Source organism: Fluviibacterium sp. S390, from assembly GCF_049800695.1.
Lineage (GTDB): Bacteria > Pseudomonadota > Alphaproteobacteria > Rhodobacterales > Rhodobacteraceae > Meridianimarinicoccus.
This window is the reverse complement of the sequence record NZ_JBNAFN010000004.1, coordinates 50,010-66,640: the sequence shown is the minus strand read 5'-3', so window position 1 is coordinate 66,640 and position 16,631 is coordinate 50,010. Positions and strand designations below refer to the sequence as shown.

At 67.4% G+C, this 16,631-nt stretch carries 12 protein-coding genes; 9 read left to right on the top strand and 3 right to left on the bottom strand.

The annotated features are described in order from the left end of the window. The first annotated feature begins 2 nt into the window (after positions 1-2). From ACP15K_RS04645 to ACP15K_RS04635, 3 genes are read left to right on the top strand one after another with little or no spacing between them, the layout of a single operon-like run. A complete protein-coding gene (locus ACP15K_RS04645) occupies positions 3-2,006 on the top strand; it encodes a biotin carboxylase N-terminal domain-containing protein (protein WP_424989936.1) in 2,004 nt (667 codons plus the stop codon). Continuing rightward, positions 1,999-2,859, top strand: coding sequence for a hydroxymethylglutaryl-CoA lyase (locus ACP15K_RS04640; protein ID WP_424989935.1), 861 nt, complete (start codon positions 1,999-2,001; stop codon positions 2,857-2,859). Before ACP15K_RS04645 ends, ACP15K_RS04640 begins: the two co-directional genes overlap by 8 nt. Next, entirely contained in the window at positions 2,856-3,641 is a 786-nt protein-coding gene (locus ACP15K_RS04635) for a crotonase/enoyl-CoA hydratase family protein (RefSeq protein WP_424989934.1), read from the top strand. Before ACP15K_RS04640 ends, ACP15K_RS04635 begins: the two co-directional genes overlap by 4 nt. A 73-nt stretch (positions 3,642-3,714) precedes the next feature. On the opposite strand, the gene ACP15K_RS04630 is transcribed toward ACP15K_RS04635, so the two are convergent. Next, positions 3,715-4,596 carry a MurR/RpiR family transcriptional regulator gene (locus ACP15K_RS04630; RefSeq protein WP_424989933.1) on the bottom strand — a complete coding sequence of 294 codons (882 nt, stop codon included), beginning with the start codon at positions 4,594-4,596 and terminating at the stop codon, positions 3,715-3,717. An 81-nt stretch (positions 4,597-4,677) separates the two neighbouring features. Between ACP15K_RS04630 and ACP15K_RS04625 the strand changes: the two genes are divergently transcribed. From ACP15K_RS04625 to ACP15K_RS04605, 5 genes are all read left to right on the top strand, one after another. Beyond that, entirely contained in the window at positions 4,678-5,460 is a 783-nt protein-coding gene (locus ACP15K_RS04625; protein WP_424989932.1) for an N-formylglutamate amidohydrolase, read from the top strand. 73 nt (positions 5,461-5,533) lie between these two features. Further along, a complete protein-coding gene (locus ACP15K_RS04620; protein ID WP_424989931.1) occupies positions 5,534-6,898 on the top strand; it encodes a glutamine synthetase family protein in 1,365 nt (454 codons plus the stop codon). 197 nt (positions 6,899-7,095) lie between these two features. Continuing rightward, positions 7,096-8,469, top strand: a complete 1,374-nt coding sequence (locus tag ACP15K_RS04615) for an aldehyde dehydrogenase family protein (RefSeq protein WP_424989930.1) — start codon at positions 7,096-7,098, stop codon at positions 8,467-8,469. Between the two features lie 3 nt (positions 8,470-8,472). Continuing rightward, a complete protein-coding gene (locus tag ACP15K_RS04610; RefSeq protein WP_193141499.1) occupies positions 8,473-9,618 on the top strand; it encodes an iron-containing alcohol dehydrogenase in 1,146 nt (381 codons plus the stop codon). Next, on the top strand, positions 9,615-10,955 hold the full coding sequence (locus tag ACP15K_RS04605) for a cytochrome-c peroxidase (protein WP_424989929.1): 1,341 nt from the start codon (positions 9,615-9,617) through the stop codon (positions 10,953-10,955). The genes ACP15K_RS04610 and ACP15K_RS04605 overlap by 4 nt, the downstream gene beginning before the upstream one ends. 6 nt (positions 10,956-10,961) lie before the next feature. Here the strand turns inward: ACP15K_RS04605 and ACP15K_RS04600 are convergent, their stop codons facing one another. Next, a complete protein-coding gene (locus ACP15K_RS04600) occupies positions 10,962-12,488 on the bottom strand; it encodes a CRTAC1 family protein (RefSeq protein WP_424989928.1) in 1,527 nt (508 codons plus the stop codon). A gap of 51 nt (positions 12,489-12,539) precedes the next feature. After that, on the bottom strand, positions 12,540-13,001 hold the full coding sequence (locus tag ACP15K_RS04595; RefSeq protein ID WP_193141501.1) for an Lrp/AsnC family transcriptional regulator: 462 nt from the start codon (positions 12,999-13,001) through the stop codon (positions 12,540-12,542). Positions 13,002-13,128: 127 nt separating this feature from the next. Between ACP15K_RS04595 and putA the strand changes: the two genes are divergently transcribed. Next, a complete protein-coding gene (gene putA, locus ACP15K_RS04590; RefSeq protein WP_424989927.1) occupies positions 13,129-16,626 on the top strand; it encodes a bifunctional proline dehydrogenase/L-glutamate gamma-semialdehyde dehydrogenase PutA in 3,498 nt (1,165 codons plus the stop codon). The last annotated feature ends 5 nt before the right edge of the window (positions 16,627-16,631 follow it).

Below are 16,631 nucleotides of genomic sequence, written 5' to 3'. Positions count from 1 at the left end.
CGATGTTCACCAAGATCCTGATCGCCAACCGCGGCGAAATCGCGGCGCGCGTCATCACCACCGCGCGGCGGCTGGGGGTGCGCACCGTCGCCGTCTATTCCGACGCAGACGCCAATGCTGCCCATGTGGAACTGGCCGACGAGGCGGTCCACATCGGCCCGGCCGCCGCTGCCGACAGCTATCTGCGCGCCGACCGCATTCTTGAGGCCGCAAGGCGTACCGGGGCCGAGGCGATCCACCCCGGCTATGGCTTCCTGTCCGAGAACCCCGGTTTTGTCGATGCGGTCAAGGCCGCCGGGTTGACCTTCATCGGCCCGCCCGCCGATGCCATCCGCGCCATGGGTCTGAAGGATGCCGCCAAGGCCGCGATGGAGGACGCCGGCGTGCCCGTGGTGCCCGGCTATCACGGGTCCGAACAGGATCCGCAGTTTCTGGCCGATCAGGCTGACAAGATCGGCTACCCGGTGCTCATCAAGGCGCGCGCGGGCGGCGGCGGCAAGGGGATGCGGCTGGTCGAAACGCCCGCCGGGTTCGCCGAGGCGCTGGCCGGGGCGCAGCGTGAAGGGCAGGCCAGTTTCGGCGATCCCGGCGTGCTGATCGAGAAATACATCACCCATCCGCGCCACGTCGAGATTCAGGTCTTCGCAGATGGCCATGGCAACGTGGTGCATCTGTTCGAACGCGACTGTTCCTTGCAGCGCCGCCACCAGAAGGTGATCGAGGAAGCCCCGGCCCCCGGCATGCCCGACGACGTGCGCGCCGCCATGGGCCGCGCCGCGGTCGAGGCCGCCCGGGCCATCGGCTATGAGGGCGCGGGCACGGTGGAATTCATCGCAGACGGGTCGAAGGGTCTGCGCGCCGACGGGTTCTGGTTCATGGAGATGAACACCCGCCTGCAAGTGGAACACCCGGTGTCGGAAGCGATCACCGGCCTTGATTTCGTCGAGTTGCAACTGCGCGTCGCTGCCGGAGAGCCGCTGCCGGTCACACAGGCGGATCTGAAGATCAATGGCTGGGCGATGGAGGCGCGGCTCTATGCCGAAGATCCGGCCAAGGGGTTCCTGCCCGCGACCGGCACGCTGGATCACCTGCGGTTTCCCGACGGCGCGCGCTTTGGCCCCGGGGCCCTGCGCATCGACAGCGGTGTGCGGCAGGGCGACGAGATCTCGCCGTGGTACGATCCGATGATCGCCAAGGTCATTGTTCATGCGCCGACGCGCGGTGCGGCCATCGGCCAGTTGCGCGCGGCGCTGATGGATACGCAGGTGACGGGCACCACCACCAACCTGGCGTTCCTGACCGCGCTGACCCGCAACCCGTCTTTCGTGGCGGGTGACGTGGAAACCGGGCTGATCGCGCGGGATCAGGCGGCGCTGGTGGCCCAGCCCGATCCGGCACCGCATGTGGCCTCGGTCGCGGCGCTGGCCGCCCTTGGCCTGCTGGAAGACCGCAGCGGCCCCGATCCCTGGGACCGTCTGTCGGGCTGGCGGCACTGGAGCGACGCTAAGCTTTACGTCACGCTGGAACACGGCGGGCAGGAGATTGCCGCGCAGGTGCGCGCCCTTGGCGGCGGGCGGTTCCGGGTCAACCTCGGCGATGGCGGACAGACATTGCAGGTCGCGCGTCGGCCGGATGGACGGCTGGCGGTGCAGACCGATGGCCATGCCAGCCTGCTGGATCTTGTGCGCAATGGCAGCACGCTGACGCTGTTCCATGATGGCCAGGCCTACGCCTTTGGCCTGCCCGACAGCCTGGCCGACATCGAGGATACCGAGGCTGGCGGCGACCTGATTTCCGCCCCGATGCCGGGGCTTGTGAAACTGGTGGCGGCCAGGCCGGGCGCGGCGGTGACGCAGGGCGACCCGCTGTTCGTGCTGGAAGCGATGAAGATGGAACACACGCTGACCGCCCCGCGCGACGGCACGGTGCAGGAGGTTCTGGTGGCCGAGGGCGATCAGGTCACCGATGGCGCGGTGCTGTTGGTGCTGGAGCCGGGCGATGGCTGATCCGGTCACGATCTTCGAGATGGGCCCGCGCGACGGGTTGCAGAACGAACAGGCCAGCATCGCCACCGCCGACAAGATCGCGCTGGTCGATCTGCTGTCGGATTGCGGGCTGCGCAAGATCGAGGTGACCAGTTTCGTCTCGCCGAAATGGGTGCCGCAGATGGCCGATGCGGCGCAGGTTCTGGCCGGGATCACCCGCCGCCCCGGTGTTTCCTACGCGGCGCTGACCCCGAACCTGAAGGGCTTTCAGGGCGCGCTGGCGGCCCGCGCCGATGAGGTCGCGGTCTTTGCCTCGGCCTCGGAAGGGTTCAGCCGGGCCAACATCAACTGTTCCATCGCCGAGAGCCTTGAACGGTTTGCCCCGGTGCTGGCGGCGGCCCGCGCGGACGGGGTGCCGGTGCGCGGCTATGTCTCCTGCGTGACCGATTGCCCGTTCGACGGGCCAACCGACCCGGCACAGGTGGCCCATGTGGCCAAGGCGCTCCGCGACATGGGCTGCTACGAGATCTCGTTGGGCGACACCATCGGCGCGGGCACGCCGGACACCGTGGATGCGATGCTGCGCGCGGTGACAGGGGCGGTGCCGGCCCGGCATCTGGCCGGGCATTTCCACGACACCAAGGGCAGGGCATTGGCCAATATCGAGGTCAGCCTCGGTCACGGGCTGCGGGTGTTCGATGCGGCGGTGGGGGGGCTTGGCGGCTGTCCCTATGCGCCAGGGGCGCGTGGCAACGTGGCCACCGAGGCCGTGGTCGACCTGTTGCACGGGCGCGGCCATGCCACCGGCATAGACCCAGACAAGCTGGCCCAATGCGCCGCCTATGCCACATCCCTGCGCGGAGACCCCGGATGAGCTTTGATACCCTCGACATCCAGACCGACGCCCGTGGCGTCACCACCCTGATCCTGAACCGCCCCGAGAAGCGCAACGCCCTGTCGGCGCAGATGATCGCAGAGCTGACGGCTTTCGCCGAAGCGATGCGGGACGATCGTACGACCCGCGTCGTGGTGCTGCGCGGGGCCGGCAGTCACTTCTGTGCGGGCGGCGATCTGGAGTGGATGAAGGCGCAAATCGAGTCCGATCGCACGGGACGCATGTCCGAGGCGCGCAAGCTGGCCGGCATGCTGAAGGCGTTGAACGACATGCCGAAGCCCCTGATCGGGCAGTTGCACGGCGGTGCGTTCGGTGGCGGCGTCGGGATGGCCTGCATCTGCGACGTTGTACTGGCCGACCCGGACACGGCGTTTGGCCTGACCGAAACCCGGCTGGGCCTGATCCCCGCCACCATCGGCCCCTATGTGGCCGCGCGGCTGGGCGAGGGCATGGCGCGGCGCGTGTTCATGTCGGCCCGGATCTTCGACGCCGCCGAAGCGCGCGACCTGGGCCTTGTGGCACGCGTGGTCGCGGCGGATGCGATGCCTGCGGCGATCGAGGCCGAGATCGCGCCCTATCTGAAAACCGCGATGGGCGCCGTGGGGGCCGCAAAAGCCCTGTTGCGCAAGCTTGGGCCGCCCATCGATGCGGCGGCGATCGACACCAGCATCACCGCGCTGGCTGACACCTGGGAAACGGCAGAGGCCGCGGCGGGGATCGCGGCGTTTCTGGAAAAGCGGCCGGCACCCTGGGCCGGCTAGGGGCGCTGCCCCTCTGGGCCTGCGGCCCATTCACCCCGGAGTATTTCGGCCAAGAAGAAGTTGCGCTGCGCGATCAGTTGAAGTCCCGGAACAGGCGGGTTTCCGTGAACATGCTTTCCAGCCGCTCGATCCGGTCGCGGCCCTGGTTGGGAAGCCGGGTCTGGACCTGCGCCACCAGTGCCTCGACCAGCAGTTGCAGCGACAGGGTGGAGTCCCAGCCCGAAGGTGCCTCGACCATGGTGCTGAAGACATGATCTGCGTGGCGGGCGATGGGCGAATTCCACTGGTCGGTGAAGAGCACGAGGGTGGCGCCGCTTTCGCGGCCCAGGCGGGCCAGTTTCGACAGGTCGCTTTCGTAGCGGCGGATGTCGAAGAGGATCAGGATGGCGGCGGCGTCCATGTCCAGCAGGTATTGCGGCCAGACCGCCGGGACGCGCCCCAGCGTGGTGACGCCGGGCCGGATGATCTGCAGGTGATTGTAAAGGTGATCGGCCACCGACCGGGTGATGCGCCCGCCTTCCAGATAAACCGGGCGGCCGGTGTCGGCCAGAAGGGTCGCGACGGTGTCGAAAGCCTCGGTGTCGATCCGGTCCAGCGTGCCTTGCAGGTTGCGCACCGCGGCTTCGGCGAAGCGAAACAGGGTGTGGCTGTCGCCATGGTCCCGTTGGGCACGATCCAGCTTGGACGCCGGTTTTCGGATCTGTTCGGAGATTTCGCGACGCAGCGCGTCTTGCAGCCCGGTGAACCCGTCGAACCCCAGTTTGCGGGCCAGCCGCACCACCGTTGGCGAGGAAACCTTGGCCGTGTCCGCCAGTTCGGTGATCGACTGCAGCCCGGCCACCGGGTAGTCCTGCAACAGGGCGCTGACCACTTGCCGCTCTGCCAGTGTCAGGGTGGCATGGCGTGCCTGCAGGATGTCCTTGACGATGGGTTGGGAAGCCTGGGTGCTGTGCATGGCGAAAATTTATCGGGGTGCCCGAATGGGGTCTACGAAATAATCTTGACAGAAATATATTTTCTGTAACGAATCCGATCAATGGAAAGCCCTGACCCCCAACCGCTGTTGTCTGCCGCCGAAAGGCCGGCCTGTGTGCTGCACCGGCCAAAGGGACGCAGTGCTGTGGTTCTGGCCTGCGAACATGCGTCCAATGCCATCCCGGCCCGCCTGAACGGTCTGGGACTGGCGGTGGCGGACAGGACGTCGCATGCGGCCTGGGACATTGGCGCGCGGGATCTGTCGCTGGCCCTGTCGCAGCGTCTTGACGCGCCTCTGGTCCTGTCGCGGGTGTCGCGGCTGGTGCATGATTGTAACCGGCCGGTCGGGGCGGCCGATGCGATACCGGCACGTTCGGAAGTGATCGACGTGCCGGGCAACAGCGATCTGACGGCCGAGGCGCGCCGCCAGCGTGAGGCCGCGGTTCATGCCCCGTTCCACGCCCTGTTGGGCAAGGTTCTGGCGGCGCATCCGGTGCCGCCGGTGCTGGTGACCCTCCACAGTTTCACCCCGGTCTATCACGGCAAACCGCGCGCGGTGGAGCTTGGGTTCCTGCATGGGGCCGATGATCGGCTGGCCCGTGCCATGCTGGCCGCCGTGCGCGACGTCTCGGGCTTGCAATCGGCGCTGAACGCCCCCTACGGTCCTTCCGACGGAGTCCTTCACACGCTGGAGGTTCACGCCCTGCCACAGGAGCGGCTGAACGTGATGATCGAAGTGCGCAACGACTTGCTGCGAACCCCGGCGCAATGCGCCGCCATGGCCGACACGCTGGCCGCCGCCCTGGCCGTGGCGCTGCCGGCCGCACAGGGCGCCGCCCCGTGATCGGCCACCGCCCGCCTGTCCTGTCCCAATCGCCTCTGGCGGCCGCGCGCCGCCGCAACACCGGAGTGCCGCAATGCCCTCGCCCCTGACCTTTCACGCGCTGGAAACCGCTGTCGCCGAGGGCGATATCGACACCGTTTTGGTCTGCTTTACCGACATGCAGGGCCGGCTGATGGGCAAGCGTTTCCATGCCGCGAACTTCATCGAACACGGCCACAAGGAAACCCATTGCTGCAACTATCTGCTGGCCACGGATCAGGAGATGGCGACGCCGGACGGCTATGCAGCCACCAGCTGGGCGCAGGGCTATGGCGACTATGTGATGCAACCCGACCTGAGCACCCTGCGGCCGGTGCCCTGGCTGGCGGGCACGGCCATGGTGCTGTGCGATGTGCTGGATCATCATACCCACAAGCCGGTGCCGCATGACCCGCGCGCCATCCTGAAGGGGCAGGTGGCCCGCGCCGAGGCGATGGGGCTGACCCCGATGATGGCCTCGGAGCTGGAGTTCTTCCTGTTCGAGAAGGGCTTCGACGAGCTGCGCAAGGGCGGGTACCGCGACCTGGAGCCGTTCTCGGGCTACAATCAGGACTATCACATCCTGCAGACCACCAAGGAAGAGGACGTGATGCGGCCGATCCGCAACCACCTGTTCGCGGCGGGCATCCCGGTGGAAAACACCAAGGGCGAGGCCGAGACCGGGCAAGGGGAGTTGAACATCCGCTATGCCGACGCCCTGTCCTGTGCCGACCACCACACCATCGCCAAGCACGCGGTAAAGGAAATCGCCTGGCAGGCGGGCCGCGCCGTGACCTTCCTGCCGAAATGGCGCGCCGACAAGGTGGGGTCATCCTCGCATCTGCACCAGTCGCTGTGGAAGGGCGACACCCCGGTGTTCCGCGATCCCGACGGCCCGCATGGCATGTCGGCGACGATGCAATCCTTCATGGCTGGCCAGTTGAAATATGCCGCCGATCTGACCTTCTTCCTGGCGCCCTATGTCAACAGCTACAAACGGTTCATGAAGGGCACCTTCGCGCCCACCAAGGCGGCCTGGTCGGTGGACAACCGCACCGCGGGTTTCCGGGTTTGCGGTGACGGCACGGCGGCGGTGCGCGTCGAATGCCGGATCGGCGGATCCGACCTGAATCCCTATCTCGCGCAGGCCGCATTGCTGGCCGCCGGTCTGGCGGGCATCGAGGAAAAGCTGCCGCTGCCGTCCGAGACCGCCGGCGATGTCTATGCCGCCAAGGAGGCCCCCGAGATCCCGCAGACCCTGCGCGCCGCGATCGAGACGCTGCGCGGCTCGGCGATGCTGAAAGACGCACTCGGGGCAGACGTGGTGGCCCATTACACCCGCTGCGCCGAGGTCGAGCAGGAAGCCTTCGATGCCGCCGTCACCGATTGGGAAATTGCCCGCGGGTTCGAGCGTGCGTGATAGCCGGCATGTGAGGCACGATCCCAAGGCCCGGACGTTCCGTCGCGTCTGCGCAATGCGCCAGGACTGGACCGGCTGGCGGGCTTGGATGTAACGATTTGGAAAACGTCCCGTGCGCCAAGGGCGGTGCGGCTTTTTCCGTACGCAATTGCAGTTGGCAGGCCGGGCCTTCCGGCGACAAATGAAAAGGATCCTCCGTGACCACTCTGGAGTGTATTTCCCCCATCGACGGCGCCGTGCTGGTGCGCCGTCCCGCCCTTGCCCCCGATGCCGCTGCCGCCACGGTGGCGCGTGCCCGCGCGGCGCAACCGGCCTGGGCCGCCCGACCGCTGGCCGAGCGCGTGGCGCTGGTGCTGAAGGCCGTCGAGATCATCGGCAGCCAGACCGACCGCATGGCCGACGAACTGGCCCGCCAGATGGGCCGGCCAATCCGCTATGGCGGCGAATTCGGCGGGTTCGAGGAACGGGCCAAATACATGGCCTCCATCGCCGACAGCACGCTGGCGCCCATGGTGATCGAGGACAGCGCCGCCTTTACCCGCAAGATCGTCCGCGAACCGCATGGCGTGGTGCTGGTGGTGGCGCCGTGGAACTATCCCTACATGACCGCGATCAACACCATCGCGCCGGCGCTGATGGCAGGCAATGTGGTGGTGCTGAAACACGCGACACAAACGCTGCTGGTGGGCGAGCATCTGGCCGAAGCCTTCCATGCGGCGGGCGTGCCCGAGGATGTTTTCGTCAATGTGGTGCTGGATCATGACACCACCAGCGGCCTGATCGCCGCGCGGGCCTTCGATTTCGTGAACTTCACCGGCTCGGTCGGCGGTGGCCGCGCGATGGAGCGGGCCGCGGCAGGCACTTTCACCCCGGTGGGCACCGAATTGGGCGGCAAGGATCCGGGCTATGTTCGGGCCGACGCAGATCTGGACGCGGCCGTTGATGGGCTGATGGACGGCGCGATGTTCAACTCGGGCCAATGCTGCTGTGGGATCGAGCGGATCTATGTCCACGAAAGCCTGTTCGATGCCTTCGTCGAGAAATGCACCGCGCTGGTGAAAACCCACAAGCTGGGCAACCCGCTGGACCCCGAGACCACAATCGGCCCGATGGCCCATGCCCGCTTTGCCGCCACGGTGCGCGCCCAGATCGCCGATGCGGTGGCCGCAGGCGCCACGAGCCATCTGGCACCCTTCGAGGGCGACGACGGCGGCGCCTACCTGTCGCCACAGATCCTGACCGGCGTGACCCACGACATGGAGATCATGCGCGAAGAAAGCTTCGGCCCCGTGGTCGGCATCATGCCGGTGGCCAATGACGACGAGGCGATCGCGCTGATGAACGACTGCCAGTACGGGTTGACGGCGGCGATCTATACCGCCGATGCCGAGGCGGCGGGCCGTATCGCCGATCAGCTGCAATCGGGCACGGTCTTCATGAACCGCTGCGACTATCTTGATCCGGCGCTGTGCTGGACCGGTTGCAAGGACACCGGATGCGGTGCCGGTCTGTCGGTGCTGGGCTTCCACGCCCTGACCCGCCCGAAATCCCTTCACTTCAAGAAAGGCTGAGCCATGAGCCCGGTTGCCAATTGGTCCTATCCCACTGCCATCCGTTTCGGCGCCGGCCGGATCTCCGAGATCGCCGAGGCCTGTGCGGTCGCCGGCATCACGCGCCCGCTGCTGGTCACCGACAAGGGGCTGGCCGGGCTGGAGATCACCGCCCGGACCCTGGACCTGATGGAGGCCGCCGGGCTGGGTCGCGCCATGTTCTCGGATGTGGATCCCAACCCGACCGGGGCAAATGTCGAGGCCGGGGTCGCCGCCTACAGGGCCGGGGGCCATGACGGGGTGATCGCATTTGGTGGCGGCTCGGGGCTGGATCTGGGCAAGGTGGTTGCGTTTCAGGCCGGGCAGACCCGCCCCTTGTGGGATTTCGAGGATATTGGCGACTGGTGGACCCGCGCCGATGCCGCGGCCATTGCGCCGGTCGTGGCCGTGCCGACCACCGCCGGGACCGGCTCGGAAGTGGGACGCGCGGGCATTATCACCAATGAAGAGGCCGCCGAGAAGAAGATCATCTTCCACCCGAAGATGTTGCCGGTGCAGGTGATCTGCGATCCGGAACTGACCGTGGGCATGCCGCCCGCGATCACCGCCGGCACCGGGATGGACGCCTTCGCCCATTGTCTTGAGGCCTATTGCTCGCCGCACTATCACCCGATGTCGCAGGGCATGGCGCTGGAAGGCATGCGGCTGGTCAAGGAGTACCTGCCGCGCGCCTATGCCGATGGGGCAGATCTTGAGGCCCGCGCGCATATGATGTCGGCGGCGGCCATGGGGGCTACGGCCTTCCAGAAGGGGCTGGGCGCGATCCATGCCCTCAGCCACCCCCTGGGCGCGCATCATCACACCCATCACGGCACCACCAACGCGGTCTGCATGGTCGAGGTGCTGAAGTTCAACCGCCCCGCCGCAGAGGACGTCATCACCCGCGCCGCCGCCTATCTGGGCATCGACGGCGGCTATGACGGGTTCATCGCCTTCGTGGACGCTTTGAACCGCCGGTTGAACATTCCCGCCACCCTGACCGAGCTGGGAGTCACCGATCCCGATCTGGACCGGCTGACCGCCGATGCGCTGCGCGACCCTTCCGTCGGCGGCAACCCGGTCAAGATGACGGCCGAAAACACCCGCGCGCTGTTCGAAGCCCTGCTGTGAGCCTTTCGCAGCGGGTACGGGCGGGCGGGCACCCGGTTCTGACGCTGATCCTCGGGATCGGGGCCGCTTGGGCCGATCCGCTGCCCGCGCCGCTGGCTGACGCCGACTATCTGCCGGTCAACCGGGCCGCCGCCGAGATCGGGCAGCTGCTGTTCTACGATCCGATCCTGTCGGGCAATCGCAATATCTCGTGTGCCACCTGTCATCATCCGAAATTCGCCACCAGCGACGGGGTCAGCCTGTCGCTGGGCGAGGGCGGGCAGGGGCTTGGCCCCGAGCGCAGTGTCAATCCCGCCAACCCGCCCGAGCAACGCATCCCGCGCAATGCGCCGGCGCTGTTCAACATGGGCGCCCGCGAGATCACGGTGCTGTTCCACGATGGCCGGATCGAGGTGGACCGGACCCGCAAAGCCGGCTTCCGCACCCCGTTGGAGGACGAGATGGTCACCGGGTTCGCGGGCATCCTGTCGGGGCAGACCATGTTTCCGGTGCTGAGCCAGGACGAGATGGCGGGACATTATTCCGAGAACGAGGTCAGCCGCGCGGTGCGGCAGGGGCTGATCACCGGGCCGGGCGGGGCCTGGGATCTGATTGCCGCCCGCGTCGCGGCCCTTCCTGCCTATGAAGCGGGGTTCGCGGCCGCCTATCCCGAGACCGCGACGCGAGGCATTGCCTTCACCGATATCTCCAACGCGGTGGCCGAGTTCATGGCCTTTGAATGGCGCAGCGACACCAGCGCCTATGATGCCCATCTTCGCGACGAGACGCCGTTGCAGGGCACGGCGGCCGAAGGCATGGCGCTGTTCTATGGCAAGGCCGGGTGCGGCACCTGTCACTCCGGTCCGCTGCTGACCGACCACGGGTTTCACGCCATGGGCCAGCCGCAGCTTGGTCCCGGCAAGGCGGCGCGCTTTGAAAATCACGCCCACGACGAAGGCCGATTTCGGGTGACAGGTGACGCGGATGCCCTGTTTGCCTTCCGCACCCCCAGCCTGCGCAACGTCACCCGCACCGGGCCGTGGGGCCATGCCGGGGCCTATTCGGATCTGCGGGCGTTCCTGACCGCGCATCTGGACCCGGCCAGCGCCATCACCAGCTACGACCGTGGACAGGCGGTGCTGCCGGATCTGCCGGGAGTTTCGGATTGGCGCATCCTCGACGATCCCGCCGCCAGTGCCGAGATTGCCGTGCGGGCCACCTTGCCACCGGTGTTTTTGACGACGACAGAGATGGAGGCGCTGTTGGCTTTCCTGACCGCTTTGGAAGACCCCGTGGCGCTCAGCGGGCGTTTGGGCATTCCCGACCGGGTGCCCAGTGGTCTGTCCATAGATCGCTGAACCGGGTCAGTTCTGCCGGCTCAGCGTGATCGCCTGATTGGCCGTCACCTGTTGCCAGTCTGTCGCGGTGCCATCGGGCCAGATCACCCGCCCCTCGGCCCCCGTCGCGGCCCCAAGCCCAAAATGCAACGGCCCGGCCTGTCCCCCGGCATGGCCTCCGCCCACGGTCATCTCCTGCCGCTGGACGCCCCGCGCCGTGCGTATCTCGACCCAGGCGCCGATGGCAAAGCGGTTGGGCCTGTCCTGCACCGGTGTCACGGCCAGCCAGTTGCCTGCACCTGCGGTTGTGTTCTGCCAGACCTCCAGCGGCGCGCGGCGGTTGACGACGATCAGGTCCAGCAGACCATCGCCGTTCAGATCGCTCAGCGCCGCGCCGCGCGACCGCTCCATCGTGGCGATCCCGGCCTCGACCGAGGCCTCGACAAAGGTGCCATCGGCCTGCTGCAGCAGCAGATTGTTGGGATCGCGCATGGCGTTGCCGGGCATTTGCTGGACATTGCCCTTGGCGATGAACAGATCGGCCAGACCGTCGTTGTCCACATCGCCGAACTGCGCATGCCAGCCGGTCGAGGGCCGCCCGTCATCGCCCAGATGCGGCCGCGTGGCCTGCGAACCCTGCCCCCAGGGCGCATTGCGAAACCCGGTCTCTCCGTCCGAGAACTGCAGCAACTGGTCGCCCATCGAGGTCAGCATCACGTCCGGGCGTCCGTCGGCGTTCAGATCCCGGCTGGCGATGCCCATGCCCCAGATCGAAACCCTTTCCCAGCCGTCCTTGGGCCCCAGCAGGCGCAGCGGCGACATATGCCACATCTGCTCGGCCCCCGCGCGCACGTAGTAGTGGCGATCGTTGGACAGCCGCAGATCGGCCCGGCCCCGGCGCGCCCAGTCGGAAAACAGTGCCGACAGCGCGCAATAGCCCGGCTCCAGCAGGGTTTCGGGGCCATAGCCTGTGCCTTCAGGGCGCAGCAGGATGTTGGCATCGCAGGCCTCGAACGGGCCTTCGGGGTCGGTCCGGTCCACATAGTTGCCGATGGCCAGCGTCGGGCGGGTCTGGCCCGGCTCGAATGTGGCGGCAAAGGCGGTGGACCAGCGGTCGGCCTGCGGCAGCCCCCAGGCGGCGGTGGCATCTTCGAACCGGCAATCGCCCAACCCGCGCAGGGCGATGTTGGGACCAACACGCAGCACGAACAGGTCCAGCACCCCGTCGCCATCCATGTCCAGCGGATAGGCGCCGGTGACCCCGGTCACCCCGGCCAGGGGTTGCCCCTCGGCCCGGTCGAATTTCAGCGGCGCGCCAGTGGTGGCTGTTGTGTTCAGATACAGCGGGCTGGGATTGCTGCCGCCTGCGGGCAGAAACTCGGGCAGGCCGTCGCCGTTGCAGTCAAAAACCGCGACGCCGCCGCCCACGAAATGCTCCCACCCGCCGTCATAGACATGGGCCGGGCCGGGCAGATCGGTTGCGCGGTCGGTGAACGTTGGACCCGCCGCCGCCGATCCCGCCGCCAGCAACGCCCCGCAAATGACCTTGAACATCGGCATCCTCCCCGCGCGCACCATGATCCGCAGGCAGGGGCGAGGCAAGCTTCAGAACGCGCTTTCCTTGATCGCCTCCATCGACACGTTGGTCGAGGTGTTGCCGACGAACGGCAGGGCCGAGATCTTTTCGCCCAGCACCCGGCGATAGCTGCCGATGTCGCGCGACCGAACCTTCAGCAGATAGTCGAAAGACCCCGCGATCATGTGGCACTGTTCGATCTCGGGCATGGCCAGCACCGCCCGGTTGAAGGCTTGCAGCGCCGGTTCGGTGGTGTCGGTCAGCTTGACCTCGACAAAGGTCACATGGTTGCGGTCCAGCCGCGCCGGATCCAGCACGGCGCGGAAGCCCTGGATGTATCCCTCGCGGATCAGTCGCTGCAGGCGCGACTGAGTCGGGCTTTTGGACAATCCGACCCTGCGGGCAAGCTCGGTGACGGACATCCGGCCATCCTGCCCCAATTCCACAAGAATCTTTCGGTCGAACGGGTCTAATGGGCTGTTGGAGGGCATAATTCAGTCGATCCGGCAAGAATGGCGACTGACATTCGGTCCTTTGTCCCGAAATGTCAATCAAGACAGGAAACCCGGCTCAAGGGAATCTGGTAAACGGGCCACAGTACCTGTTCCGGAGACTTCCATGACCAAGCTTCAAGACCTGCGCGCCACCATCCGGGCCCAGACCCTGTCCCAGGAAATGGGGCTGTTGAATGCCCTGTCCAGCCAGAGCGCATTGGACACCGCCTTTCGCAATCGCGCCGCGACCCGCGCCGAAGGGCTGGTGACCCGCATCCGGGGCGACAGCGCGCCGGGGCTGATGGAGGTCTTTCTGGCCGAATACGGCCTGTCCACCGACGAGGGCATCGCGCTGATGTGTCTGGCCGAGGCGCTGCTGCGGGTGCCGGATGCCGAAACCATCGATGACCTGATCGAGGACAAGATCGCGCCCTCGCAATGGGGCCAGCATCTGGGTCATTCCAGTTCGTCGCTGGTCAACGCCTCGACCTGGGCCTTGATGCTGACCGGGCAGGTTCTGAAGGACGGCACCGGGGTGGCGGGCGTGCTGCGCGGCATGGTCAAACGGTTGGGCGAGCCGGTGATCCGCACCGCCGTCAAACAGGCCATGCGCGAGATGGGCCAGCAGTTCGTGCTGGGCGAAACCATCGCGGATGCGCTGGAACGCGGCAAGGGCGCGCGCAAGAAGGGCTATACCTATTCCTACGACATGCTGGGCGAGGCGGCGCTGACCGCCCGCGACGCCGCCGCCTATTTCGATGCCTATGCCGGGGCCATCACCCGGCTGACGCAAGCCAGTGACGGTGGCGATATCCGGGCCAATCCCGGCATCTCGGTCAAACTGTCGGCCCTGCATCCGCGGTACGAGGAGCAGCATCGCGACCGGGTCATGGCCGAACTGGTGCCGCGCGTTACCGATCTGGCCCGCCGCGCGATGATCGGTGGCATGGGCTTCAACATCGATGCGGAAGAGGCCGACCGGCTGGACCTGTCGCTGGATGTGATCGCCGCGGTTCTGGCGGCGCCCGATCTGGCCGGATGGGACGGGTTCGGCGTGGTGGTGCAGGCCTATGGCAAGCGCGCCGCCCCGGTTCTGGACTGGCTGCACGCGCTGGCCGAAACCCACGACCGCCGCATCATGGTGCGGCTGGTCAAGGGCGCCTATTGGGACACCGAGATCAAGCGCGCGCAGGTCGAAGGCCTGCCCGGCTTTCCGGTGTTCACCCGCAAGACGGCGACGGATGTGCATTACATCCTGTGCGCCGAGAAGCTGCTGGGGATGACCGACCGCATCTATCCGCAGTTCGCCACGCACAATGCCCATACGGTTGCCGCCATCCTGGAAATGGGCGCCGATCCGCAGGCTTACGAGTTCCAGCGCCTGCACGGCATGGGCAATGCGCTGCACGACATGGTGCTGAAGGACGCCGGCACCCGCTGCCGTATCTATGCGCCGGTGGGGGCGCATCGTGATCTGCTGGCCTATCTGGTGCGGCGGCTGCTGGAAAACGGTGCCAACAGCTCTTTCGTGAACCAGATCGTCGATGAGGATGTGCCGGCATCGGTGGTGGCCGCCGACCCCTTCGCGGCGCTGGAGGCGCCCGGACCGGTCGGCGCAGTGGTGCCGTCGGACGATCTCTATGCGCCCGAGCGTCCGAACTCCAAGGGGTTGGACCTGCACGACCGCCGTGATCTGGCCCGGCTGGAGGAGGCCCGCGCGCCCTTCCGAACCCATGTCTGGGAGGCAGGCCCGATGCTGGCCGTGCCTGGCGGCGCAGGCCCGGTGGCCGAGGTGCGCAACCCGGCCAATCCCGACGATCTGGTCGGCCATCTGCGCGACACCACGCCCGGGGAAGCCGAGGCCGCGCTGGCCGCCGCTGCCCCGTGGCAGGCCCCGGCCAGCGACCGCGCGACAGTGCTGAACCGGGCTGCGGACCTGATGGAAGACCGCTTTGGCGAGATCTTCGCGCTGGTCACCCGCGAGGCGGGCAAGACCCAGAAGGACGCCATCGCCGAGTTGCGCGAAGCGGTGGATTTCCTGCGCTACAATGCTGCCCGCGCTTTGGAGCTGACCCAGCCACCGCGCGGGGTGATGACCTGCATCTCGCCGTGGAACTTCCCGCTGGCGATCTTCGCCGGGCAGGTCTCGGCCTGTCTGGCGGCGGGCAATGGCGTGCTGGCCAAACCCGCCGAGGCCACGGTGCTGACCGCCGCCTTCGCCGTGCGTTGCCTGCGCGAGGCCGGAGTGCCGCCGCATGCCCTGCAACTGCTGCCCGGATTGGGGGCGGTTCTTGGCGCGCAACTGACCGGCGATGCCCGCGTGGACGGGGTGTGCTTCACCGGCTCTACCGCCACTGCACAAAGGATCAGCCGCACCATGGCCGCGCATCTGGCCCCCTCGGCGCCGCTGGTGGCCGAAACCGGTGGGCTGAACGCGATGATCGTGGACAGCACCGCGCTGCCCGAACAGGCGGTGCGCGATATCGTGGCCTCGGCCTTCCAGTCGGCGGGGCAACGCTGCTCGGCGCTGCGCTGTCTCTATGTGCAGGACGACATCGCGGACGGGCTGCTGACGATGCTGTATGGCGCGATGGATGAGCTGAGCGCCACCGATCCCTGGGACCTGTCAGCGGATCTGGGTCCGGTGATCTCGGCCACCGCGCGCGACGGCATTCAGGCCCATATCGACATTGCCGCACGCGAGGGCCGGGTGCTGAAACAGGGCAAGGTGCCCGCCACCGGATACTTTGTGAAGCCCACGGTCCTGAAGGTCGACAGCATCGGCGACATCGGCAAGGAGGTCTTCGGCCCTGTCCTGCATGTGGTGCGTTTCAAGGCCCGCGATCTGGACCGCGTGATCGCCCAGATCAACGGCACCGGCTTTGGCCTGACCTTCGGGTTGCACACACGAATGGACAGCCGCGTCGCCGAGGTGACCGAGCGGATCCGGGCCGGCAACATCTATGTGAACCGCAACCAGATCGGCGCCATCGTCGGCTCGCAACCCTTTGGCGGGGAAGGCATGTCGGGCACCGGTCCCAAGGCCGGCGGGCCGGCCTATGTGGCGCGGTTCACCCGGCCCGAAGCCGCCGCGACCTTCGCCCTGCCGAATGGCCGGGCGGCCGAAGAAACGGCCGTGCAGGCGGCCCTGGTCGCAGCGGGCGCGAAACCGCGCGTGGTCCTGTCCACCATCAGCCTGGCCGGGCCGACGGGGGAATCCAACCGCCTGACCGAACTGGGCCGGGGGGTGGTGCTTTGCCTTGGGTCCAGCCTTGATGCGGCGAAATCCCAGGCGGCCACGGCGCGCGAACAGGGCTGTCAGCCCGTGATCGTCGCCCCCGGTGCGACGGGAACTGGCGCAGTCGACGGGGTCCTGACACCCGACGCCCTGCGCCGCCTGACCGGCTTTGATGCGGTGATTGCCTGGGCTGAGGACCGTGATCTGCGGCCCCTGCGGCAGGCGCTGGCGGCGCGAGACGGCAAGATCGTGCCCCTGCTGTGCGAGGCCGATCTGGCCGCCCGCTGCCGGATGGAGCGTCACGTCTGCATCGACACCACCGCTGCCGGAGGAAACGCCGCCCTTCTGGCCGCCGTAGGAGAGGAGGAGACCGAGGACGCCTGAGTCGG